The sequence below is a fragment of the Lentilactobacillus kosonis genome, assembly GCF_003864335.1.
Lineage (GTDB): Bacteria > Bacillota > Bacilli > Lactobacillales > Lactobacillaceae > Lentilactobacillus > Lentilactobacillus kosonis.
Genome location: NZ_BEXA01000003.1, coordinates 120,611 through 145,403, shown reverse-complemented (window position 1 = coordinate 145,403; position 24,793 = coordinate 120,611). Strand labels below are relative to the sequence as shown.

Genomic DNA, 24,793 nt, shown 5'->3' with positions numbered 1-24,793 from the left:
CTAAATGTTAAATGTGTTAGGTGCATATTCATGGGTTAACATCAGGTTCCTTTTAGAAGGAGCTTGGGTTACAATCTTTGTCTCAATTGTTTCAATCTTTTTTAGTTACATCTTAGGAATTGTTTTAGGAATTATCAGATACGTAAATATCAAATGGTTGTCAGCGATTGTAGGGTTTGTGATTGATATTATCCGTAACCTACCATTAATTTTGATCATCTTCTTTACGTACTTTGGGTTACCTAATTTAGGGTTCAAGCCGGCACCTGTCTGGGCTTCAATTATTGCATTATCAATCTTTGAAGCTGCCATGGTTGCTGAAATTGTTCGGGCCGGAATTGTTTCTATCCCAACCGGTCAAATGGAAGGGGCCCGAGCAAATGGTTTAACTTACTGGCAAGCGTTACGGTACATTGTGTTACCGCAAGCTATTAAGAATATGATTCCAGCGATTGTTAGTCAATTTATTTCGTTGGTTAAGGATACTTCTTTAGCTACAATTATCGTGTTGCCAGATTTGATGAATCACGCTCAAATTATCTACGGTCAAAATACTAATTACACAATTCCAATGTTCTTGGCTCTTGCGGTAATGTACTTTATTGTTTGTTACGCACTATCACTATTGGCTTCATACCTTGAACGTCGTCAAAGTAAATCAAAGACGATTGCGAAGGATCCAGAGGCAGAAGAAATTTCTAACGGTGATATGCCATTATAATCATTTAAATATAAATAATAAAAAAGGATTCAAGCTATTTAGGCTTGAATCCTTTTTTATAGTTTAAATTAATCTATCTCTTCATCAATATCAAGTTCATTAGTAGATAAGCCAGCACGCTTTTTACGAGCGTAATAGAAGACTGGAATGCCAAGGATAACGAAGATAAATGAAGTTAGGACCCCGATTAAATCTGATTGGATTTCACTAACGATGACAAATAGTGATCCTAAGATAGCTATAATTGGCGTTAGTGGAAACAATGGGGTTGAGAAAACACGTGATTGACCAGTATTACGTTTTCGTAAGATAAAAACACCGAAGAAGGCCATTAGGTAGAAACAGTAAACGGTAAAGATACATAATTCTGATAACCGGTCAGGGTTAGCAAAGAGAATTAAAACGGAAACGATTACCATTTCAACCACAATTGAAACAATTGGGGCATGGCTCTTTGGATGAAGGTAACCCAGGGCTTTTGAAAATGGTAATTGATGTTTCCGAGCCATCGCATACATGATTCGAGGAAAGGTCATGATTTTACCATTCATACAACCAACGATTGAAATAATGATACCGATACTAAGCACTTTACCACCTAACTCGCCAAAAGCATGGGTTGCAATGTATGGAATGGCATTAGTGCCCAGCTCATGAATTTGATTGGCGGGGATAGCGCGGTAAACACCGAATGAAACTAAAACATAAATTGCCAGCACGGCTAAAATGCCATAAGTGATAGCTTGCGGTAATAGTTTCCGGGGGTTTTTAATTTCGCCACCTAGATTTGCGACCAAAATCCAGCCATCAAAAGCGAAAAGGGTTGCTAAGATGGCAACTCCAAAATTACCAGTTGATGCATGGACATCTGAAATACTTTGTCCTAATGCGTTATGATTACCGAAAAATAGTCCAAAAATAATCAGTGCGGCGATTGGAATCAACTTACAGATGGTAGTAATAATTGCAAAAATTGAGCCATAGCGATTCGAGAGTAGGTTCAATAGGCCAACTGCTAAGACAGCGGTAATTGCAATTGGGACATTCCAGCTAGAGGGAAATCCAAAGAAATCGGAAAGAAGAATGGCTAGGTATAATCCCAGCGAAGCAATCATGGCGGGCCCATAAATGATAATTTGCATCCACCCAGAGAGGAAGCCCCAAATTTCACCATAAATCTTTTCCATATATACATATAATCCGCCAGTTTGTGGCAACTGGGAGGCAATTTCAGCAATAGTTAGTCCGGCAGTTAAAGTAAGAATCCCGCCTGCTAACCAGGAAAGTAGCCCCATGGTAGTGGAACCAGCTTCGTCAAGAACAGCTGATTGTCTAACGAAAACGCCGGCACCGATGATGGTTCCAATTACTAAAGATAAAGCTGACCAAAGTCCAATGTTTCGGTCAAGCTTGACGTCCGCTTGATTATTTTGTTGCATAAGGATAACTCCTCCTTAAAATATCCAGTGTTAATCTACATCGGGGAGAATGTAGCCGGTGTAGCGTTGGAAATCAACGTCATTCAGTTCAACTTTCATGATGGTACCGTTAGCATCATAATCGGTGGAAATGACGTGCGTATTATCATTTAAATAGGAAACAATGTCACCTTTATCAAATGGAATGGCTAACGTCACAGTGTGATAATTGTCAAAAATCTTTTCTCGAATGATGTCGACTAATGCCTCAAGAGATGAATCCTCTAAGGCTGACATAATTAAGTTATCGCCTTCTCGACTAGGGATGGCTAATTCTAACTTATCAGCCTTATTGAATGCAATGACCGTTGGAATACCAGAAACGCCGATATCAGTCAGAGTGTCCTCGGTAGTTTTCATCATTAAATCCCGATTATCATCTGAATAATCGACTACTTGGATTAGCAAATCCGCGTTAGCAGCCTCAGCCAAAGTTGATTTAAAGGCTTCAACTAATTGGTGAGGGAGTTGACTAACAAAACCAACAGTATCACTAAGAAGGAACGTTTTGAATCAGGTAATGTTAGCTTTCGAACCGAAGTGTCTAGGGTCGCGAACAGCATATTTTTAACCATAACTTGTTTATCAAGACTTCACCAAACAGATTGATTAAGCCATTCATCACAGTGGACTTACCTGCGTTAGTATAACCAACTAAAGCAACTGTAGGCAGCTCGCTACGATCACGTTGTTTTCGCTTGACGTCAGATGCTTTGGCAAGCTCCTTGAGTTCATGGCGAACGTGCGTAATGCGATCTTGTAAGGTTCGGCGGTTTAATTCAAGCTGCGATTCACCAGAACCACGGTTGGTAAAGCCACCGCCACCGCCGGTACCAGTTTGTTGATCAAGACGTTGACTTGCGGATGTGTGTAATCTAGGCATTTGATACTGTAACTTAGCTAATTCAACTTGTAATTTTGCTTCACGAGATTGAGCTCGATTGGCAAATATTTCTAAAATTAAGCCAGTTCGATCAATAATTTTAGCATTAGTTTGCTTTTCGATGTTTCGAATTTGACTTGGTGATAATTCGTCATTTGCAATTACGGTGTCAGCGCCAGTGTCTTGGACAACGACAGCTAGTTCCTCAACCTTACCTTTACCAAAGTAGGTTGAAGCATCTGGCCGATCAAGTTTCTGGATCAAAGTTTCGGTCACCACCATGTTATTTGCAGTAACCAGATTATTTAATTCTTCCATTGAATAGGAAAAGTTTTTTGAGCCGCGATTTAAACCTATTGTAATCACGGGAGTTTGTTCATTAATATTAATATCTGTCATTAATTGCCTCCTAATATACGTCGTCATAGTATAGCACATAAGTGTTAAATACTTATAGATAAACAGCTTGATTTATAGCGATTTCGTAGAAAAGCTAATTTGAGATTATGAGTTAAGCACTTACTTCATTAAATTAAAACCGTTATCAAGATTAGGAAATAAAATATGCTAAATTTAGTATTAATATTCAAAAAAATACCCGGTTTACCAAGTTTTTAGTAAAAGGAATTAGCAAATTATAATTCACGTAATAGCGGGATTTATGAGGGTATGGTGTTTTATCATGTGCAAAAAATGTGAGTTAAAATAGTATTTTGCCATTGATTTTAATTTAATTTTAATCTAAAATGAATCTATTCTGAATACAGAAAAACAAAAGGGGTGCTTGTTTATGAAATTAAGCTCGGTTGCAAAACTTGGTGGGGCGGCCGCATTTGCTGCTTTAATCTTAGCAGGTTGTGGTAGTAACTCTTCTCAAAGTAGTAATTCAAAGACTTTGAATTGGACAGAAAGTGCTAATTTACCAACGATGGATCTATCAAAGGCGACTGATGTCGTGTCAGGTAGAATGACTAATTCTACTGGCGAAGGGTTACTTCGACTTGCTGCCGATAATAAAGTAATTCCTGGAGTTGCTAAGAATTATGAAATTTCTAAAGATGGTAAGACATGGACCTTTAATTTGCGTAAGTCAAACTGGAGCAACGGTAAGCCAGTGACTGCTAAAGACTTTGTGTATTCTTGGCAACGAACTGTTAATCCAAAGACGGCATCACAATATGCATACATCTTTGGCAACATTGTGAATGCTAACAAAGTTAATACTGGCAAGCTCCCACTTTCTAAATTAGGCGTAGAAGCTAAAGGCGATTACAAACTCGTTGTACACTTGATCAAACCACAAAGTTTCTTTAAGTACATGGTTGCTCAAAGTTACTATTTCCCAGAATCTAAAGCGGCTGTTGAAAAATACGGCTCAAAGTACGGAACAACAAGTAGTTCACTTGTATATAACGGACCCTTCAAGATGACTGGTTGGAACGGTACTAATGATTCATGGAAATTAGTAAAGAACAATCAATACTGGAACAAGAGCAAGGTTAAGCTTAATGACGTTAATGTTCAGGTAATTAAAGATCCAGCAACTGCCTTAAACAGTTACCAAAGTGGCAAGCTTGATTTCACAACATTAAATGGAACCCAAGTTAACCAATTTAAGAAGAGTAAGGAATATCGAGTTAACAAGGAAGCTTCAACTTTCTATCTTGAAATGAACCGCCAAAAGGACCCCATTTTCAAAAATGCTAACATTCGTAAAGCTTTATCGTTAGCAATCGATCGTACCCAAATGGCTGACAAGGTAATGGCTGATGGTTCAGTTGCTCCTAAGGGTTATGTTCCAGCTAACATGTCTAAACATGACGGTAAGGACTTTGCAGATACTGCCTACACTAAGACTGGAGTTTCTTACAATCTTGCTCAAGCTAAGAAATACTGGGCTAAAGGATTAAAGGAAACTGGTAAAAAATCTGCTAGCTTCAATTTGTTATCAGATGATACAGATAAAGCTAAAAAAAGCAACTGAGTTTGTTCAAAGTCAACTTGAAAAACTTCCTGGTTTAAATATTACTAACCAAAACTTACCATTCAAAACACGTTTACAACGTTCTCAACAAGGTAACTTTGATTTAGTAATCACTGCTTGGATTGCTGATTACCCAGATCCAAGTAACTTCCTTGATTTGATGACTTCAACCAATTCACAAAATAACGGGAAGTTCAAGAGTGCTGAATATGACCAATTGGTTAAGGATTACTCTGGTAAAGATGCTAACAACGAAAACGCTCGTTGGAATGATATGGTTAAGGCTGAAAAATTATTAATGGACCAAAACGCAATCATTCCGTTGTATCAAACTGGGGTTTCAACATTAACTAAGTCAAGAGTTAGTGGCCTTGAATTCTTCCCAACAGCACCAGAATATGGATTTGAATTTGCATCAGTTAAGTAATTTAACATAGGTTTATCTAATTGAGACTGGCTATCTTTCCAGTCTCTTTTACGGTATTAGAACCCAAAGAAATGAGAGGAATTTCTTATGGTAAAGTATCTCGGAAAGAGAATTTTTTATATCCTTGTTACGTTATTCTTAGTAACAACGATTACCTTTTTCTTGATGAAATTTATGCCAGGAACACCATTTACGAACCAAGCGAAGATGTCTCCCGAGCAGATTCAACAAGTTAAAGAGCAATATGGGCTAACTAAACCATTATGGTATCAATATTTAGCTTATCTAGGCGGCGTGGTCCATGGTAACTTTGGAACTTCATTCCAGTTCAGTGATCAACCCGTTTCATATTTAATTGGTACAAGAATTGGGCCCTCATTGCAACTAGGTGCGCAAGCAATGATCGTTGGAGTAATTGCCGGAATTGTTCTGGGAGCATTCAGTGCGGTCAAAAGGACACTTGGGCTGACACTACCTCTACGATTATTGCCATTTTAGGAATCTCAATTCCTTCATTCGTGTTAGCAATCTTGCTTCAATACTATTTGGGGCTTAAATTACAACTTTTCCCAATTGCTGATTGGCAAGGCTTCTCATATACAATCTTGCCAACCTTAGCTTTGGCGGCAGCCCCGTTGGCAGAATCGGCTAGGTTTATGCGAACGGAAATGGTGGATGTCCTTAATTCTGATTATATTGAACTGGCTAAGTCCAAAGGACTTAGTAAGTTTGGTATTATCTATCATCATGCCTTACGAAACAGTTTGATTCCCCTAATTACTATTGTTGGACCATTAGCTGTTAACATCATGACTGGTTCAATGGTTGTTGAAATATTTCTCAATTCCCGGAATTGGTGAGCAATTTGTTAAGTCAGTATTGACTAATGACTATCCAACCATCATGGGATTGACCATTATGTATAGTTTCTTGTTGTGTGTTGTATTGTTGATTACTGACATCTTATACGGGGTCATTGATCCACGAATTAGACTTAATAAGTAGGAGGAAAAAATAATGGCAGATAATGCTAAGAAATTATCCCCAGATGATTTTAAATTGATTTCTGACACTGGTCAGGATTTCTTAGATCGCGAAAAAATTTCAGCACCATCATTAACCTTCTTACAAGATTCGTGGCGACGTTTGAGAAAGAACAAAGCGGCAATGACGGCATTAATTGTGTTGATCATTATCATTTTGTTGGCATTTACTTCGAGTTTGTGGCAACCTCATAATCCGAATGCTACCAACCCTAATTTTGCAAACTTACCACCTAAGATCTTGGGAGTTGATATTAATGGTTTCAACGGAACTTTAAATCAATCAGGAACGCGTGTAGATGCGTACGCGCAAGCTGGTGCAGGTAAGAGCGTTCACTACTTGATGGGAACTGACTACTTAGGCCGGGACTTATTCTCACGAGTTCTTTATGGGACAAGAATCTCATTGTGGATTGCATTGGCAGCTAGCTTCTTCGATTTAACAATCGGAGTTATCTACGGAATTGTTTCTGGTTGGAAGGGTGGCCGTATTGATAACTTCATGCAACGGTTTATTGAAATCATGCTGTCAATTCCGTATATCGTCATTATGGTGCTCTTAATCTTGGTATTGAAGCCAGGAATGACTGCAATTATCTTGGCCATTGCGATTACCAGTTGGATTAACATGGCACGGTTGGTGCGGGCTCAGACACTTGAGCTTAAAAATCAGGAATTTATCTTGGCTGCTCGCACACTAGGTGAAAGTCCATTAAAAATTGCATTTAAGCATTTGTTGCCCAACTTGAGTAGCGTCATCATTATTAACATGATGTTTACTATTCCAACAGCAATTTTTAATGAAGCATTCCTTTCATATATTGGTATTGGAATTAGTGCTCCTCAAGCCTCACTAGGTACTTTGATTAGTGATGGTCAGAAGAATTTCCAATTCTTACCTTATCAGATGTGGTATCCAGCAATTGTACTTTCGATTTTAATGATTGCATTTAACATTCTTGGCGATGGTTTGCGTGATGCATTCGATCCCAAGAGTAGAGAGTAGGTGATTTTGAGATGGAAAATGAAAGAGATATATTAGAGGTTAGAAATCTCGAAATCAACTTTAAGACTTATGCAGGTGAAGTTAACGCCATCCGAAATGTAAGTTTTGATCTGCGTAAAGGCGAGACGTTAGCTATCGTTGGCGAGTCTGGCTCAGGTAAGTCAGTTACTACCCGTTCAATTATGGGATTATTAGCTAATAATGCTGAAGTGGCTGGCGGAACCATTATGTATAAGGATCAGGATTTGCTTAAAAAATCTGCTAAGGAAATGGATGGGATTCGGGGACGCGATATCGCCGAAATTTTCCAAGATCCAATGACTTCTTTAGACCCAACAATGAAAATTGGTAAGCAGATTGCGGAACCATTAATGATTCATAAAGGAATGAAGAAAGACAAAGCTTATGCTCAAGCGTTAGAAATGATGAAACTCGTTGGAATTACTGACGCCGAAAAGCGAATCAACAACTATCCTCATCAATTCTCTGGGGGGATGCGTCAACGAATCGTGATTGCGATTGCTTTGGTCAACTATCCAGAAGTGTTGATTGCCGATGAACCAACGACGGCTTTAGACGTAACGATTCAAGCCCAAATTTTAGATTTAATGAAAGAGTTACAAGAAAAAATCAATACATCGATTATCTTCATTACGCATGATTTGGGAGTCGTCGCGGGGATGGCAGATCGAGTTGCCGTTATGTATGCTGGTAAAATTGTGGAGTATGGAACAGTTGATGAAATTTTCTATAATCCTAAGCATCCATACACATGGGGGTTGCTTAACTCAATGCCAACTTTGGACACCGAGGGCTCAGAATTACCATCAATTCCAGGAACACCACCAGATTTATTGGATCCACCAGTTGGTGACGCATTTGCGCCAAGAAATCCTTATGCTTTAAAAGTCGACACTGAACAGGAACCACCATTCTTTAAAGTTTCTGATACGCATTACGCCGCTACTTGGTTACTAGATGAGCGGGCGCCTAAAGTGACACCACCGGCACCAATTATTGAACGTCAAAAACATTTTGCTGAGTTAGTTGCTAAGGAACGAGATCGAAACATAACAACTCATGTTAATGAACAGGAGGAACAACTTTAATGGATTATTCAAAAGCCAGAAAAATACTGGAAGTTAGCCATTTAAAGCAATACTTCAACGTTGGCAAGCCCAATGAAGTTCATGCGGTTGATGACATTAGTTTTGACGTGTATGAAGGGGAGACCTTTGGGCTAGTTGGTGAGTCAGGCTCTGGGAAGACAACTACTGGAAGAGCAATTATTCATCTATATGAACCTACGGATGGTGAAATCACCTTTGATGGTCAGGATGTTTCTAAGCTAAATACTAAGGAAAAACAGCAGCACTTTCGCAGGGAGATGCAAATGATTTTCCAAGATCCTTATGCCTCACTAAATCCGCGAATGAAGGTTAAGGATATCGTGGCTGAAGGAATCGATATTAATCATTTAGCAACTAGTAAGGAAGATCGGGCTAAACAGGTTGAAGATTTATTAGAAACAGTTGGTTTGAATAAGGATCATTCAAGTCGTTATCCTCATGAGTTCTCAGGTGGTCAACGTCAACGGATTGGGATTGCCAGAGCTTTAGCGGTACAACCTCAATTTATTATTGCGGACGAACCTATTTCTGCCTTGGATGTGTCCATTCAAGCTCAAGTAGTTAACTTGTTGAAGAAATTACAAAGGGAAAAGAACCTCACTTATTTGTTTATCGCCCATGATCTATCAATGGTTAAATATATCAGTGACCGAATTGGGGTTATGCATTATGGTCGAATGCTAGAAATTGCATCTTCAGATGAAATTTACGCACATCCTTGCATGACTACACAGCTAGTTTACTATCTGCTGTGCCAGTGCCTGATCCAGATTATGAACGAACACGGGTGCAAAAAGCCTATGATGCTAGTCAAGAATTTGATGGTAAGGAAAGAAAACTTGTAGAAATTGTTCCCCACCATTGGGTTCGAGCAAGTGAAGACGAAATTCCAATGTATAAAGAGCGGGCCATGGCCGCTCCAAAAACTGATCAATAAATAGCAAAAAAGCGTTACGAATTAAATATCGTAACGCTTTTTGCTGTTCTGATTAGATTTCATCAGAAACGTTATTAAAGTACTCAACAGCATAGTTATTGCCATCCCAGATAACTTTAGTAACACTACCATTTTTAGTTGAGACATCGACTGGAATATCACTCCAGTGACTAACTAGGTTTCGAATCAAAGTTCCATGAGTCGCAACTAAAATATGATCGCCATCTTTGGCATTGGCGATAATTTTTTCAACTCCGGGAACAAACCGTTGCCAGAATTCACTACCTGATTCAGCATCACCGTAAGGATCAGCTGCGGCAATTTTATCTTCAGCAGCTTCAATGCCATACCGACTAATCATCTCGTGGAATGAATTATCTCCAATGGGACCTCCGATTGTATGCCAAGTCTTGACGTCGTCTTCTCCTTCAAAGTAACCGAAGTTCAACTCTCTTAGTTCACTGAGCTCTGTGGGGGTGTCAATTGCGACAGGGTTTTCCGCTAAAATTAGCTTACCAGTTTGAACTGCACGGCGAGCGTCGCTAGCATAAGCAGCAGCAAAAGGTACTTTACTTAAGCGACGACCAGCATCAACAGCATCATTGATTCCCTTGTCAGTTAAGGGCGAGTCAGCATAGCCTTGAATTCGGTGATACTTATTTAAAAATGTTTGGCCATGGCGAACAAAGTATAGTGAAATTGTCATTAAAATTCCTCCAATGTATACATTTGGTTGAAAGCACTATCATTTTACCATATGTGCCGTGGTTATGTGGCGTATACCAATTTGAAATTGTGAAATTAAATCGGTAAAAAACCGCGACATTATCGCATTTTTTTGAATTATACGGCTAACTATGATAAACTATTTAGTCAAGTTATTAGGGGGAAAGAATATGGCAGATAGTATTAAAGACCAAGAACAGCAACATCTTAATCATGTTACTGATCAAATCAAAGTTGCCGAAAATAACTTTTCTAGTAAGGTGAAATCTACTAAGAAAGATATTAAGGGGATTAATGAAAATTTCAGCAACGATGTTAGATTAAAAACTGATACTTACAGCGGTATGATGGAAACGGCAATGTCGATTAGACAGCAACAACAAATGCTTGCTGAACGTGAAAATCGTCAAGAATATGCTGCTAAGCAATTAGCAACATTAACCAAGTTAGAGAAAAATCCATACTTCGCTAGAATCGATTTTCAAGAAACGGGCGAAGCTAAACCGGAAACCATTTATATTGGGATGGCTTCATTTACTGACCGTCCTGATCATTATTTGATTTATGATTGGCGGGCACCAATTTCTAGTATTTACTATAACGGTGGTATTGGGGATGTGTCATATGACACTCCAGATGGCGTCCAAACGGTTGACGTTCAGCTAAAACGTCAGTTCCAGATTGAGGACGGTAATATTAAAACGGTGTTCGATACTGAAGAGGTCGTTGGCGATCAAATGCTTCTTGATGCGCTTGGTGGCCATTCTGACACTAAGATGAAGAGTATCGTTACCACAATTCAAAAAGAGCAAAATAAGATTATCCGTGATACTAGTTCAGAACTGTTATTTGTTCAAGGGGCTGCTGGTTCAGGAAAGACGGCTGCCGTGCTACAACGGGTAGCTTATCTGTTATATCAATATTCAGGGAAACTCCATTCGGGACAAATCATTTTATTTTCCCCTAACCAATTATTCAATGATTATATTAACCAGGTGTTACCAGAACTTGGTGAACAAAACATGGTGCAGATGACGTTCTATCAATATAGTTCACATCGACTACCAAGTATTGAAGTCGAAACATTATCTCAACGCTTTGATGAACAGTTTACTGGTAATGCCCGTCAGGTTAATGAGATTAAAGGGAGTCTTGATTACTTCAAGGCGGTTAGTGCCTACGCTAATCATTTAAACAAGGAAGATATGCGCTTTAAAAACTTGGTATTTCAAGGTAAAGTGTTGATTCCTAAGGAAAAAATTGAAGAAATTTACTATGGTTTTAACGAAAACTATAACCTTCGTAATCGATTGTCAGCAACTAAGGAATCACTTCTTAAGATTTTAAATCGCAAGGTCCGGGCTGAAATGAAAAAGGACTGGGTCGAAGAAGCCGTGCAAAACTTAACTAAAGAAGATATTCAACGGATGCATGCTGACGCGGAAGAAGAAATTGAAAATGCGGATAAAGAATTCAATTTCTTAGCGAGACAAATTGTCATTAAGTCATTCAGAAAAGTGCAACGACAAATTAACCGTAACCATTTCTTGAGTATGAATAACCAATTTGTTCATATGATGAGAAGCTTATCTCAAATTATTAACTTAGGTGAATATGGTCTTACTGAGGATGATTGGAAACAAGTAGTTGAGAACACGATTGACCGACTTAAAAATGGTAAGCTTTCGATTGATGATGCGACAACATACCTTTACCTATATGATTTAATGACTGGAAAACGTGGCGAACGAGATATTCGTTACTTGTTTATTGATGAAGTTCAAGATTATTCAGCGTTCCAGTTAGCATTCTTGAAGTTCAATTTCCCACGAGCTAGATTCACTGTTTTAGGTGATTTGAACCAAGCAATCTTCACTCATGAGAATAGTCACAAATTATTAGATGAGTTAAGTGCGATGTTTGATCGTGATAAAACTAGTGTTGTCCAATTAACTAAGTCATATCGGTCAACTGCTCAAATTACGGACTTTACTAAGGAAATCTTGGATGATGGTGCCGCAATCGAGTCATTTAACCGGGAAGGCGAGGTGCCGGTGATTTCAATTGCGCCTAATGAAACCGCCGCCATTGAAACCTTGAAGCAACAAGCTGCTACGAATGTGGCTGAACATGAGACCACTGCAATTATTGGTAAGACGCTCGAGGAGTGTGAACAACTATCCAAGAAGCTTAAAGCCGCTGGAGTGCGAGCAACCTTTGTGCGGACTGAAAACCAACGACTAGTTAACGGAATTATTATTGTGCCATCATTCCTCGCTAAGGGATTGGAATTTGATAGTATTATTATGTGGAATGCATCGAAGGACAATTATGCCGCTGAAGATGATCGCCAATTAGTTTATACAATTTGCACTAGAGCGATGCATCGATTAACAATTATCTCAGTTGGTGAGTTATCGCCATTGTTCGACAAAGTTAACCCAGCACTTTACCAGCTGAAAGATTGAGGCGAGCGTCGTGATTAGATTTGATAATTTATCTGAAAATTGTGAATTGATTGATGTTGTGGATCCGGATGATGAGGAAAAGCAACACCTAAAAAATTCATATGGTGTGACGGATGAGCATTTGGGTTACGCATACGATTATGATGAACGAGCTCGGATGGAATATGATGAAGATGCTAACTTGATGACTATCATTTATGACACAGTTATGGATTCAAGTGATCGCAACCCAGAGTTAGATCCAACAGCACCAGTGATGTTTTTGTTTAACCGATCCAAATTAATTGTGTTCACAAGTAGTAATACCCACTTTATTACTGATCGCATTAAGACTATCAAAAAAATTCAACCTGAAGATGAACCATTAGATGTCGTTTTAAGGGCAATGTATATGCTGTCGGGAAGTTATTTCAATGTGATTCATAAAATTGATACTTCGAGGCAACGACTCCAGAAAAGTTTGAAAAAGCGGGTTAATAAATCTTCAATTACACAATTGACAGGTTTACAGACCCAGTTAGTTTATTATTTGACGTCGTTGAGATCAAATACCAGTTTACTAACAGACTTGCAGCATTCAAAAGAAATGCGCGCATCTGATGATCAACTAGAGATGATTGAAGATGATGTCATTGAGCTTCAACAGGGGCTAGAAATGGCAAATATGGCTAGCGACGTGATTTCCCATGTTGCTGATGCGTATAAGAGTGTTTTGGATACGGACTTGAACAATACGATGAAATTATTGACGATTTACTCAATTTTGTTGGCTTTACCACAATTGGTATTTGGCTTCTATGGGCAAACGTTAAGCTACCGCTTGTTTCAAGCGGATGGTTAATTACGATTGGCTGGTCACTTTTATTAATTGTAATCGGAGCAATTGTGTTAAATATTCATCAACGAAATTAATTTAAAATGTGACTACTGACTTCTTAATTGAAGCTAGTAGTCACATTTTTATTTCAAAATAAAGTACAGTTCAACTACGAATCCCAACTAATAATAATGTTATAATTTATGGGACTAAAACTTCGGAGATAAACTATGGCTGAATTGATTAATTATTATTCATTTAGTAAGGATGAGTGGAAAAACTTTTATCCTGATACTGAATTACCATTAACTGAAAACGAATTAAAACACATTAAAGCTTTTAACGATCAGATTTCATTGCAGGATGTATCTGACATCTATACGCCATTGATTCATATGATTCGATTGCAAAAGGAAAATTTTTCTGAGTGGCAGACTACGAAAGCCCATTTTCTACATAAACCGGTTAGAAATGTGCCATTTATTATAGGAATTTCTGGAAGTGTTGCGGTTGGTAAATCAACGACGGCTAGGGTGTTAGAAGAATTATTGACCCACTATTTTACTGGGGAACACGTGCAATTGATCACTACTGATGGATTCTTATATTCAACAGACGAGTTAAAAAAACGTGGCATTTTAGATCGGAAAGGATTTCCTGAAAGTTACGATATGGAGGCCTTGATTGGGTTTTTAAATAGCGTTAAATCAGGGGTTCCAGTAATCAAGACTCCCGTGTATTCACATCAAGTGTATGACATTATTCCAGATCAGTTTGAGGTAATTAATCGACCAGATGTTTTAATTGTTGAGGGAATCAATACCCTGCAGTTACCGCAGAATCAGCAAATTTATATTTCCGACTTTACCGACTTCTCAATTTATATGGATGCCGATCCTGATTTGATTGAAAAGTGGTATCTTGAACGATTTGGCAAACTAATTGATACAGCTTTTCGAGATCCTGATAATTATTATCATCAGTATGCGATTGGTGAACGCAGTAAGGCTTTTGACATGGCTAAGCGGGTTTGGCAAACTATTGATATGCCTAATCTTGAGGAAAATATTTTGCCAACCCGTTCCAGAGCTGATATGATTATGCACAAATCAATTGGTCATAGTATTGATCGATTATACTTGAGAAAGTACTGATTGTTTGTGTTTTAATTGATGGTTGACCTGGAAGCGTTTAATCATTTATGATAGATATATTAATTTTGAAAGGGTGGAAAACTTGGCAAACATTGATTTATCAACTTTTGATAAGATTCTGGTGCTAGATTTTGGTAGCCAGTATAACCAATTGATCACTCGACGGATTAGAGATTTAGGCGTATATTCTGAACTAAAATCTCATAAATTGTCCGCAAAAGAGATCAAAGAAATGAACCCTAAGGGAATTATTTTCTCTGGAGGTCCAAACAGTGTTTATGCAGATGGTGCATTCAAAGTCGACCCAGATATTTTCAAGCTGGGAATTCCAATTCTTGGAATTTGTTACGGAATGCAAATTATGGCTTATACCCTTAATGGTGGCGTTGAGAAAGCTGAAAATAGTGAATATGGGCATGCAGATATTGAAATTACTGCAGATGATGCTACCTTATTTAAAGGCCTTCCTGAAAAGCAACCAGTTTGGATGAGTCATGGTGACTTGGTTACTAAAGTCCCTGAAGGATTTGAATCAGTTGCTACTAGTAAAGATTGTCCAATCTCAGCTATGCAAGATTTAGATCGTAAATTCTATGGGATTCAATTCCATGCGGAAGTTCGTAATACTAAATACGGTAATGACATCCTCAAGCATTTTGCGTTTGATGTTTGTAATGCTGAAGCTAATTGGTCAATGAATGACTTCATCGATTTACAAATTAACCATATTCGTGAAGTTGTTGGCGACAAGAAGGTCTTATTAGGCCTTTCTGGTGGAGTTGATTCATCAGTTGTTGGTGTGCTTTGCACAAGGCAATTGGTGACCAATTAACTAGTATTTTCGTTGACCATGGTTTGCTCAGAAAGTATGAAGCTGACCAAGTAATGGATAGTCTAGCCGGTAAATTCGGTTTGAATATCATTAAAGTTGATGCTCAAGAACGATTCTTATCAAAACTTGCCGGGGTTTCTGATCCTGAAAAGAAACGTAAAATTATTGGTAATGAATTTATTCAAGTATTTAACGATGAAGCCCAAAATTAGATGGCATTGATTTCCTAGCTCAGGGTACTTTGTACACTGATGTGATTGAATCAGGGACTGATACTGCCCAAACTATCAAGTCTCACCATAATGTTGGTGGCCTTCCAGAAGACATGCACTTCCAATTAATCGAACCTTTGAAATCATTGTTCAAGGATGAGGCTCGGGCAATCGGTGAAGAGTTAGGCATGCCTGAAGAACTTGTTTGGCGGCAACCATTCCCAGGACCTGGTTTGGGAATCCGAGTAATCGGTGAAGTTACTGAAGATAAACTAAAGATCGTTCGTGATAGTGATTTTGTTCTAAGAGATGAAATTGCTAAGGCCGGTTTGGATCGTGATATCTGGCAATACTTTACTGTGCTCCCTGGATTCAAATCAGTTGGGGTAATGGGTGATGGTCGAACTTATGACTATACAATCGCTATTCGTGGAGTTAACTCAGTTGACGGGATGACCGCTGACTTTGCTAGAATTCCATGGGATGTCTTGCAAAAGATTTCCGTTAGAATGGTAAACGAAGTAGATGGGATTAACCGCGTAGTGTATGACATTACGAGCAAGCCACCTTCGACAATTGAATGGGAATAAATCCCATACAAAAAGGAGTTCTCCGTGGGGAGAGCTCTTTTTGTATGGCTATTTTCTTCGCGTAAATTTATTTTTACCATAATAGACGGCATAGCATCCAATAATGAACGGGATCATGTAGAATAATGCTGGTCTTTGTGTTGGGTCGAATATAATTAAAATGCAAGATAGAAAACTCATGATGAATGCTGCCCAAGGAATTAATGGATACCAGGGTGTTTTAAATTTTAAATCATCAACTTTGTGGCCAGATTGGAGCCATGATTTTCTGAAATTAATTTCAGAATATGCGATTGCCATCCAAACAATTACTACTGCCAGTCCAGATATTGAAACTAGCACTAGGTATACTGTTGATGCAGCTACTACGCTGGAGATAAGAGCTAAGACGCCGCCAGTCATGCTAAGAACTAATGCAATCATGGGAACTCCTTTTAGAATTAGTTTTGGCATATTTGATTGGAATCATGCCTTCATTTGCGAGTGACCATAGCATTCTAGTTGATGCATAGAGGCCGGAATTTGCAGCTGATAATATGGCAGTTAAGACTACAAAATTCATTAAGTCCCCTGCAAATGGTAAGCCAATGCTTTTAAAAACTAGTACAAATGGACTCTGATTAACTCCAGCTTTTTGCCAAGGAATCAAAGCTGCCATGACGGTAATACTGCCAATGAAGAAAATAATTAAACGTAATAAAGTGGTGTGGATTGCTTTGGGAATGTTTTTTTCAGGATTTTTGGTTTCACCAGCTGTAATACCAATTAATTCGGTTCCAGAAAACGCAAAATTAACGGTTAGCATGGTAGTAAAAACCCCTTTGATACCATTAGGAAAAATTCCATCCTTCACTAAATTGTGAAACATGGGTGCATGTGAATATCCCTTGATTGGTAGAATACCAAAAATTGCTAATCCTCCAAGAATGATGAATAAAATAATGGCGATAACTTTAATACTAGAAAACCAAAATTCGGTTTCAGCGAAGAATCTGACGGATAATGCATTCGAGATGAAAATTACGATCATAAATAGTAAGCTCCAAATCCAAGTCGGCGAATTAGGAAACCATGTGTGCATAATAAGACCGGCTGCCGTGAATTCTGATCCTAATGCAACTGTCCAGGTTAACCAGTATAAAATTGCGACAGTAAAACCAGTCCCAGGACCAATGTATTTAGATGCATATACGTGAAAAGAACCGGTCTGTGGCATTGCGACAGATAATTCGCCTAAGCATAGCATCACTAGATAGACAACGAGTGCGCCAACTGCGTATGCAAGAATTGTTCCAATTGGTCCTGCCTCATGAATTGTATATCCAGAGCTTAAAAACAACCCAGTTCCAATAACTCCTCCTAAGGAAATCATTAGAAGATGGCGAGATTCCATCTTACGCTTAAGCGCTACATGTGGCTTTTCTTCCAAAATATTTCCTCCTTGTAATTGATTTTTTCTCATTTTAATATAAAATGATTAGAGTCTGATATATTAAAGAATGCACTAAAATTCGAAAAGTTACAACCTAAAATTCTGCGGAGGTGAATAATGGATAATCCTATTAGAACCAGATTAAAAAATCGACAAGCAATTGTAGTCGATGGAGCGATGGCAACTGAATTGGAAAAGCATGGGGTCGATACCAGTAATAAATTGTGGTCGGCTACGGCATTAATTAATAATTCTGAAGCAGTAATATCTGTTCATACTAGTTACTTTAATGTTGGGGCAGATATTGCAATTACGGATACGTATCAAGCCAATGTCGAAGGTTTTATGGATGCTGGTTTCACTGAGCAGCAAAGTGAAAAGTTAATTACTGATGCAGTTAGATTAGCAGTTGAATCTAGAGATAAATTTTACGCAAACTTGGATAGTAGAATTAAACAACGGCGAAATTTTAGTCCTATCGTTGCTGGTAGTATTGGACCATATGGAGCTTTTTTAGCGGATGGAAGTGAGTATACTGGGGCATATAAACTATCCGAAAAGGAGTATCGAAATTTTCATATCAAAAGATTGCAACTAATAGCTCAATCTGGAGTTGATATGTTTGCATTTGAAACTCAGCCAAATTTCGAGGAGACTAAAGCTCTAGCAAAAATACTTAAGGATGAATTCCCAGAATTAACCGCATGGATTACGTTTAGTATCAAAGACACTGAACATTTATGTGATGGAACACCTCTAGTTGAAGCGATTAGATATTTTGAAAGTAATCCCCAAATTAGTGCCATTGGTGTGAATTGTACGTCGATGGATAATATCGAAGACACGATTAAGGTAATTATTCCGAATACTAGTAAGCCAGTAATTGTGTATCCAAATAATGGTGATATTTATGATCCGCGCACTAAAACTTGGATTTCCAATCCAAATAGTAATTCCTTTGAGGATTTAGTACCAAAATGGTTAGCTGCTGGAGCGTCATTGATTGGCGGATGCTGCAGAACTACTCCAAGTGACATTCGAGAGGTTGCTAAAGTAGTGAATGGCGAAACGAGATTGTGACTCATATTACTTTTTTATTTTCTAAACCCTATCGCCTTTTTACCCCTCAGGGACTACAATGTACCCGTACTCTGAATATAGGAGAAGTGAAATTAAAATGACAAAACGTAAAAAAGGTTCATGTACCACGATTTTAGTTGGTAAAGATGCTTCAATCGATGGTTCAACTATGATTGCTAGAAATGAAGATGGGGCGGGGCCATTAAATCCGCAACGTTTCGTTGTGATTAATCCGGAAGATCAGCCAACTCACTACAAGTCTAAATTAAGTACTGCAGAGATGGACTTACCAAATGATCCAATGCGCTATACCAGCACGCCTGATGTCATCACAAAAGATGGGGTATGGGCAGGGGCCGGAATTAATAGTGAAAATGTTGCGATGACCGCGACTGAAACTATTACTACTAACGCTCGAATTTTAGGGATTGATCCATTAGTTGATAGTGGTTTAGGTGAAGAAGATTTTACAACCTTAGTTTTGCCTTACATCCACTCCGCACGTGAAGGAGTCAAACGCCTAGGTGCATTGCTCGAACAATACGGAACTTATGAAACTAACGCGATGGCTTTCTCTGATAAGGATGAAGTTTGGTACTTCGAATCAATCGCCGGTCACCATTGGGCTGCCATTAAGATTCCTGATGATGCCTATGTGATTGCTCCTAATCGCTTTAACATTGACGATTATGATTTTGATTCAGCTGATACAATTTTCGCTGATGATTTACCTGAATTAATTAACAAATATCACTTAAACCCTGATTCAGAAGGGGTTAACTTGCGCCATATCTTTGGTAGTTCGACTATCAAGGATACTCGTTATAACAACCCTCGAGCTTGGTATGGTCAAATGTACTTTAATCCTGAAATCGACAATGAACCAATCGACCAAGATTTGCCATTTATTTGCCGAACTGATAAAAAAATCAGCGTTGAGGATCTTAAGTTTGTTTTGAGTTCCCATTACCAAAATACGCCATTTGACCCTTATGGGACTGGGACTGAGGTTGAAAAGAAGCAATTCCGCCCAATTGGAATTAACCGTAACCAAGAATTGCATATCTTACAAATTCGTAATGATGTGCCAGCAGAAATTGCTGGTATCCATTGGTTAGCCTTTGGTCCTAACACCTTTAATGCGGTGGTGCCATTCTATGCTAACGTTAAAGACACGCCGGCATCATATCGTGATACCAAACCAGAAACCGATCCTACTAAGGTATACTGGTTAACCAATGTTATGGCCCTCATGGGTGATGATAACTTTGGTTTGTATGAAGATCAAGAGAACCTTTTTGAAGAAAATACAGTTGCTGAATGTCGCCATATCCAAATTGACGCTGATGCTAACCATGATTCAGAAAGTGATGTTCAGAGTTATCTTGAAAGTGTTAACCAAAAGATGGCAGACCTGTATGTCAAAAATGCCAACACATTATTAGGTCAAATGCTAGCATTAGGCGAACCTAAGATGAAACTTCAATTCACATTGAATGACTAAAGATTATTGATTATATCGTAACAATAAAGACCTCAACCCAATTTGGGATGAGGTCTTTTTGGGTGATTAATGTGATTAAGTATTAATTGACACTTAATAAACGTAAACCTATAATTTGACCATAATAATTCGGAGGCATAACCATGACAGATTTTGAAGAAATTAGTCAGTTAGTTTTAAAGGAACGATCAGCACGGGGCAAGCATTTGGATGATGCTTTGGCGAATTCTTATTGGGATGACGCAACAGTCACCACCAGTTGGCAAAGCGGATTAGCTCACGACACCTTTGTTGGTCGTCATCCAGTTGATTTTGATTACAGTAAGCCAATGGTGGGGACTTTTGGCACCCCGTTGGTTTATCAAAATGGCAATCGGGCATACGTTGAATTGTCGTCAACAACTCGTCATTGGGTCGATTTAGATGGTGATGATGCAATCGTTGAATCATTCATGACCTTAGTTTACCGAGTTGAAAAGCGTGGCGATGTTTGGAAGATTAGTGACCTCACCAGTATTGATAACGCTGATACATTAACTCCAGTGGTTCCAGGAACTGATTTGCACATCGATCAAGATTTGTTGAAGGGACTGCGGGTATCATACCGCTGGTTAGCTTACACTCGGATTAAAGCAGGTGGCAAGATTGGTAATGACGGCATTGGTTCTGATAAGCCTGAAACAGTTAAGCCAGTCTACGATAAAGCAGAAGAATGGATTAAATAGAGTTCAATAATTAAATAGCTACAAAAATAACCCACATCAGATAATTTATCTAATGTGGGTTATTTTGTGGCAACTAGTTAGTTGCATATTGACTATCGTATAACTGATGGTATGGGCCATCATGCGATAGCAATTCAGTATGCGTCCCAGTTTCAACAATGTCTCCGTGATCCATAACCAAAATTTGGTCGGCATCATAGATTGTTGATAATCGATGGGCGATAACGAAGCTGGTTCGGTCTTTTAATAGTCGTTTCATTGCTTCTTGAACAATCAATTCAGTTCGACTATCGACGTTGGAAGTGGCTTCGTCCAAAATTAGAATATCTGGATTGGCAATAAATGCCCGAGCAATTGTTAGTAATTGACGTTGACCTTGAGAAATATTGTCGGCATTTTCGTTTAGGACTGTATCGTAACCATCAGGTAATTTTTCAATAAAGTCATCCGCGTAAGCAGCTTTAGCAGCAGCATATACTTCTTCATCGGTGGCCTTTTCGTTACCATATTTGATGTTATCAAATATGGTCCCAGAGAATAACCATGTGTCTTGAAGGACGATTGAGATTTTGGATCTTAAATCGTGGCGGGATTCATTTCGAATATCTTTACCATCGATTCTCAATGAACCATCATTAATTTCATAGAATCGTTCCAGCAAGTTAATGATGGTGGTCTTTCCGGCACCAGTTTCACCAACGATGGCTGTCATTTGAGAAGGCTTCACGTTCATATTGAAATCCTTCATCAACAGATTATTATCATCGTAACCAAATTGAACGTGTTCGAAGACCACCTTGCTATCCTTGTCAGGTTGATCTGGATATTCTCCCAATGTTTCATCGATTTCATCGGCATCAAGCACGGCGAAAATGCGATCAACTGATGTGAGCATTGAAATCAGGGTGTTCCAAACTTGAGATACTTGCATTAATGGGGATGAAAATTGTGCTGAATATTGAAGGAATGCTTGGACATTACCCAATAATAATTTGCCCGCAACAACTTGAACAGATCCGACAGCAGCCACTAATACATAAACCACATTTTGAAGCAAGGTCATTACTGGCATACTTAAGCTACCTACAAAGGCGGCAAGTCAACCATTTTTCACCATGGCTTCATTTGCGGAGTCGAATTTTTTAAAGGCGTTTTTGGTACCATTAAAACTTTTAATGACGGTAAAACCTTGGAGGCTTTCTTCAACTTGGCTATTTAATTTACCGAGTGAGCCAAAGTAATTCATATTATATTGTTGAGTTCTAGGAGTAATGATTCTAGTGATTAGCACCATTCCTGGAATTATAATACAAACAATTAGCGTGAGGATTGGGCTAATAGTAATCATCATGATGAAGACCCCAACAAAAGTAATAACACTTGAAATGATGCTAGTGATACTTTGTTGGAATCCGTTCACAATATTATCAACATCATTGGTGGCGATGCTCATCAGCTCACCGTTTTGATGTTGGTCGAAATAACTAATTGGTAAACGATTTAATTTAGCTCGCAAATCACGCCGCATTCGTTGAGTAATGCTTTGGGTAATCACTACCATGAAGCGTTGTTGTAAGAATGAAGTTAAGAACGTGACTACATATAAACCAACTAGGATACAGATGGTAGTCTCCAATGATGAAAAATTAATTCCACCTTGTCTGTGTGCCCCTGCAAAGATAATGTTAGTGGCATCACCCAATATTTTGGGCGAGAATACGGAGGCGACGGTTCCAAGAATAACTGATAGAACAGTTAAAATGATCAACCAAGTTGATTTTTAAGGTACTTACTTAACTTCTTGATGCTTGTCCATATAGATAGATGGGCAGGTGAACTTGGATTAAAGTTTTGCATGGTGTTATTTTGCCTCCTGGTATGATTGTGATTTCATGATTTGCTGGTATACCGGGTTCGATTCTTTTAGTTCTTCGTGAGTACCTAAGCCAGCAACCGTTCCTTGGTCAAGGACAACTATGATATCAGCAGTGGTGATGGTTGAAATTCGTTGAGCAACAATGATGGTCATAGCAGAGTCGGTCCGAGTTTTCATATTATATCGAACGGCGGTATCAGTTTTAAAGTCGAGAGCAGAGAATGAGTCATCAAATACATAGACATCGGCTTGTTTGAGTAAAGCCCGGGCGATACATAGACGTTGCTTTTGACCACCCGAGAAGTTATCACCTGCTTTTGCGACCATACTGTCCAAACCATTATCTAATGCGTCAACGAATCCTTTAGCTTCCGCCATTTCTAATGCTTGCCAGATTTCATCATCGGTAGCATCTGGCTTACCGACTAGCATGTTTGACCGAATCGTGCCGAAGAACAGCATTGTATTTTGAGGAACATAACTAATCTGATCATGAAGCTTTTCTTGTGAGATGTCTTTGACGTTGGCGCCATTCAAAATCACCTGACCGCTTTCCACGTCATATAGTCTGGAAATCAAATTAACGAGTGTTGACTTACCATCACCGGTTGAACCGATGATTGCTAAAGTCTGACCAGATTTAACCGAGAAATTAATATCAGAAAGGGCCTTCTTCTCGGCTCCTTCAAATCGATAATCAACGTTTTCAAATACCAAGCTTTTATCCGTTGATTCTTCAGCGTTGACTCCATTGTCATCAATTGACAGTGGTTGATTTAGGACAGCATTGACTCGGTTTGCTGATGTTTGTCCTCGAGGAATCATCATAATGATGTAGCTAATGGTTGCGAAGCCAGAGATAATCTGGGTGGAATAACTAACGGCTCCGACAATATTACCGACATTCATGGTTCCGTTGGTAACAAATTGAGCTCCCAACCAGACAATGAAAAGAGCGGCAAAATTAAGAATTAATGATAATGCTGGAATGAAGAATCCCATGATAGTCCCGGCGACAACTGAGTTTTTAGCATATGCTTTATTCAAGTTACTGTATTTTTCAAATTCGGATGTTTCTTTATTGAAGGCGCGAATCACGTGAATTCCTGTGAGCCCTTCACGGAAGGTAAGATTTAATTTATCAAGGAAAAATTGAATTTTTCCATAAATGGGGGAGACCTTCTTATAAATCACTGCGAAAATTATTACTAAGAATGGGATGGCAATAATAAATACCATTGCAAATCTTGGTGACAGAACCCAAGTCATAATAATCCCACCAATCATTTGGATAGGAGCCATTAACAAAAATTGAGTTCCAGTTTGGATGAGAGTTTGAATTTGATTGACATCATCAGTATTTCGAGTGATCAATGACGCTGAACCGAAGATGTCAAATTCAGCTTTGGAGAAGCTCAGGATTTTACGATATAAATCAGAGCGAATCTCGCCACCAACGGTGTAACTGATTTTAACGAATAGCCAGCTGCTAAGCATTGAACCTATGAGACCAATTATGGCAACGCCAATCATGATGACACCTTGCAGCCAAATGTAATTTGTGTTGCCTTTTGCGATACCGTTGTTAATAATTCGCGCAGTAATATATGGTAGATATAGGGAAGTTGCTGATTGAACTAGTAAGAACAGAATGGCAATTATCGTTTGAAAAATTGGTAATCGTTTAATTTGAGTGAACATTATTTTTCCTCCGAATGGCAGAAATCAGTGCCATGATATGAAATTTGGGTATAAAAAATAAGCGTCG

14 protein-coding genes and 6 pseudogenes are annotated in these 24,793 nt (G+C 38.6%); 13 read left to right on the top strand and 7 right to left on the bottom strand.

Features of this window, described 5'->3' with window-relative positions:
• Positions 1–4 precede the first annotated feature (4 nt).
• The gene (locus NBRC111893_RS06130; RefSeq protein WP_125008380.1) at positions 5–721 is read left to right on the top strand and encodes an amino acid ABC transporter permease; all 717 of its coding nucleotides are present in this window, start codon (positions 5–7) and stop codon (positions 719–721) included.
• A 68-nt stretch (positions 722–789) separates the two neighbouring features.
• Here the strand turns inward: NBRC111893_RS06130 and NBRC111893_RS06125 are convergent, their stop codons facing one another.
• Both NBRC111893_RS06125 and hflX read right to left on the bottom strand, forming a co-directional pair.
• On the bottom strand, positions 790–2,160 hold the full coding sequence (locus NBRC111893_RS06125; RefSeq protein WP_125008379.1) for an APC family permease: 1,371 nt from the start codon (positions 2,158–2,160) through the stop codon (positions 790–792).
• 30 nt (positions 2,161–2,190) lie between these two features.
• Positions 2,191–3,481 (bottom strand): annotated as a pseudogene (hflX, locus tag NBRC111893_RS06120) (GTPase HflX).
• Between the two features lie 391 nt (positions 3,482–3,872).
• Here hflX and NBRC111893_RS06115 point away from each other — a divergent pair.
• The 5 genes and pseudogenes from NBRC111893_RS06115 (at position 3,873) to NBRC111893_RS06095 (ending at position 9,609) form a co-directional block, all read left to right on the top strand.
• A pseudogene (locus tag NBRC111893_RS06115) lies at positions 3,873–5,493 on the top strand (peptide ABC transporter substrate-binding protein).
• A gap of 87 nt (positions 5,494–5,580) precedes the next feature.
• Positions 5,581–6,498, top strand: a pseudogene (opp3b, locus tag NBRC111893_RS06110) (oligopeptide ABC transporter permease).
• Between the two features lie 12 nt (positions 6,499–6,510).
• Positions 6,511–7,542: an ABC transporter permease gene (locus tag NBRC111893_RS06105; protein ID WP_125008378.1), complete on the top strand. Its 1,032-nt coding sequence runs from the start codon at positions 6,511–6,513 to the stop codon at positions 7,540–7,542.
• Between the two features lie 11 nt (positions 7,543–7,553).
• A complete protein-coding gene (locus NBRC111893_RS06100; RefSeq protein ID WP_125008377.1) occupies positions 7,554–8,651 on the top strand; it encodes an ABC transporter ATP-binding protein in 1,098 nt (365 codons plus the stop codon).
• Positions 8,651–9,609 (top strand): annotated as a pseudogene (locus NBRC111893_RS06095) (ABC transporter ATP-binding protein). Before NBRC111893_RS06100 ends, NBRC111893_RS06095 begins: the two are co-directional and overlap by 1 nt.
• Before the next feature lie 52 nt (positions 9,610–9,661).
• Here NBRC111893_RS06095 and NBRC111893_RS06090 read toward each other — a convergent pair.
• A complete protein-coding gene (locus NBRC111893_RS06090; protein ID WP_125008376.1) occupies positions 9,662–10,315 on the bottom strand; it encodes a histidine phosphatase family protein in 654 nt (217 codons plus the stop codon).
• Between the two features lie 190 nt (positions 10,316–10,505).
• Between NBRC111893_RS06090 and helD the strand changes: the two genes are divergently transcribed.
• The 4 genes and pseudogenes from helD (at position 10,506) to guaA (ending at position 16,408) form a co-directional block, all read left to right on the top strand.
• Positions 10,506–12,803, top strand: a complete 2,298-nt coding sequence (gene helD, locus NBRC111893_RS06085) for an RNA polymerase recycling motor HelD (protein WP_125008375.1) — start codon at positions 10,506–10,508, stop codon at positions 12,801–12,803.
• Positions 12,804–12,813: 10 nt separating this feature from the next.
• The gene (locus NBRC111893_RS06080) at positions 12,814–13,644 is read left to right on the top strand and encodes a magnesium transporter CorA family protein (protein ID WP_160114453.1); all 831 of its coding nucleotides are present in this window, start codon (positions 12,814–12,816) and stop codon (positions 13,642–13,644) included.
• Positions 13,645–13,850: 206 nt separating this feature from the next.
• Positions 13,851–14,774: a type I pantothenate kinase gene (gene coaA, locus NBRC111893_RS06075; RefSeq protein ID WP_125008373.1), complete on the top strand. Its 924-nt coding sequence runs from the start codon at positions 13,851–13,853 to the stop codon at positions 14,772–14,774.
• Positions 14,775–14,856: 82 nt separating this feature from the next.
• A pseudogene (guaA, locus tag NBRC111893_RS06070) lies at positions 14,857–16,408 on the top strand (glutamine-hydrolyzing GMP synthase).
• Between the two features lie 48 nt (positions 16,409–16,456).
• On the opposite strand, the pseudogene NBRC111893_RS06065 reads toward guaA, so the two are convergent.
• Positions 16,457–17,870: pseudogene (locus tag NBRC111893_RS06065) on the bottom strand (amino acid permease).
• Between the two features lie 87 nt (positions 17,871–17,957).
• Between NBRC111893_RS06065 and mmuM the strand changes: the two are divergent.
• The 3 genes from mmuM to NBRC111893_RS06050 all read left to right on the top strand — a co-directional run bounded on the left by mmuM (position 17,958) and on the right by NBRC111893_RS06050 (position 21,149).
• Positions 17,958–18,920 (top strand): homocysteine S-methyltransferase, encoded by a 963-nt coding sequence (mmuM, locus tag NBRC111893_RS06060; protein WP_125008372.1) that lies wholly within the window; start codon positions 17,958–17,960, stop codon positions 18,918–18,920.
• A gap of 97 nt (positions 18,921–19,017) precedes the next feature.
• Positions 19,018–20,424, top strand: a complete 1,407-nt coding sequence (locus tag NBRC111893_RS06055) for a C69 family dipeptidase (RefSeq protein WP_125008371.1) — start codon at positions 19,018–19,020, stop codon at positions 20,422–20,424.
• A gap of 143 nt (positions 20,425–20,567) precedes the next feature.
• Positions 20,568–21,149 (top strand): hypothetical protein, encoded by a 582-nt coding sequence (locus tag NBRC111893_RS06050; RefSeq protein WP_125008370.1) that lies wholly within the window; start codon positions 20,568–20,570, stop codon positions 21,147–21,149.
• A gap of 73 nt (positions 21,150–21,222) precedes the next feature.
• On the opposite strand, the gene NBRC111893_RS11260 is transcribed toward NBRC111893_RS06050, so the two are convergent.
• The 3 genes from NBRC111893_RS11260 to NBRC111893_RS06040 all read right to left on the bottom strand — a co-directional run bounded on the left by NBRC111893_RS11260 (position 21,223) and on the right by NBRC111893_RS06040 (position 24,726).
• Positions 21,223–22,221 (bottom strand): ABC transporter ATP-binding protein, encoded by a 999-nt coding sequence (locus NBRC111893_RS11260; RefSeq protein ID WP_225417612.1) that lies wholly within the window; start codon positions 22,219–22,221, stop codon positions 21,223–21,225.
• A 27-nt stretch (positions 22,222–22,248) separates the two neighbouring features.
• On the bottom strand, positions 22,249–22,917 hold the full coding sequence (locus NBRC111893_RS11255) for an ABC transporter permease (protein ID WP_225417610.1): 669 nt from the start codon (positions 22,915–22,917) through the stop codon (positions 22,249–22,251).
• A gap of 93 nt (positions 22,918–23,010) precedes the next feature.
• A complete protein-coding gene (locus tag NBRC111893_RS06040; RefSeq protein ID WP_125008369.1) occupies positions 23,011–24,726 on the bottom strand; it encodes an ABC transporter ATP-binding protein in 1,716 nt (571 codons plus the stop codon).
• Between the last annotated feature and the right edge of the window lie 67 nt (positions 24,727–24,793).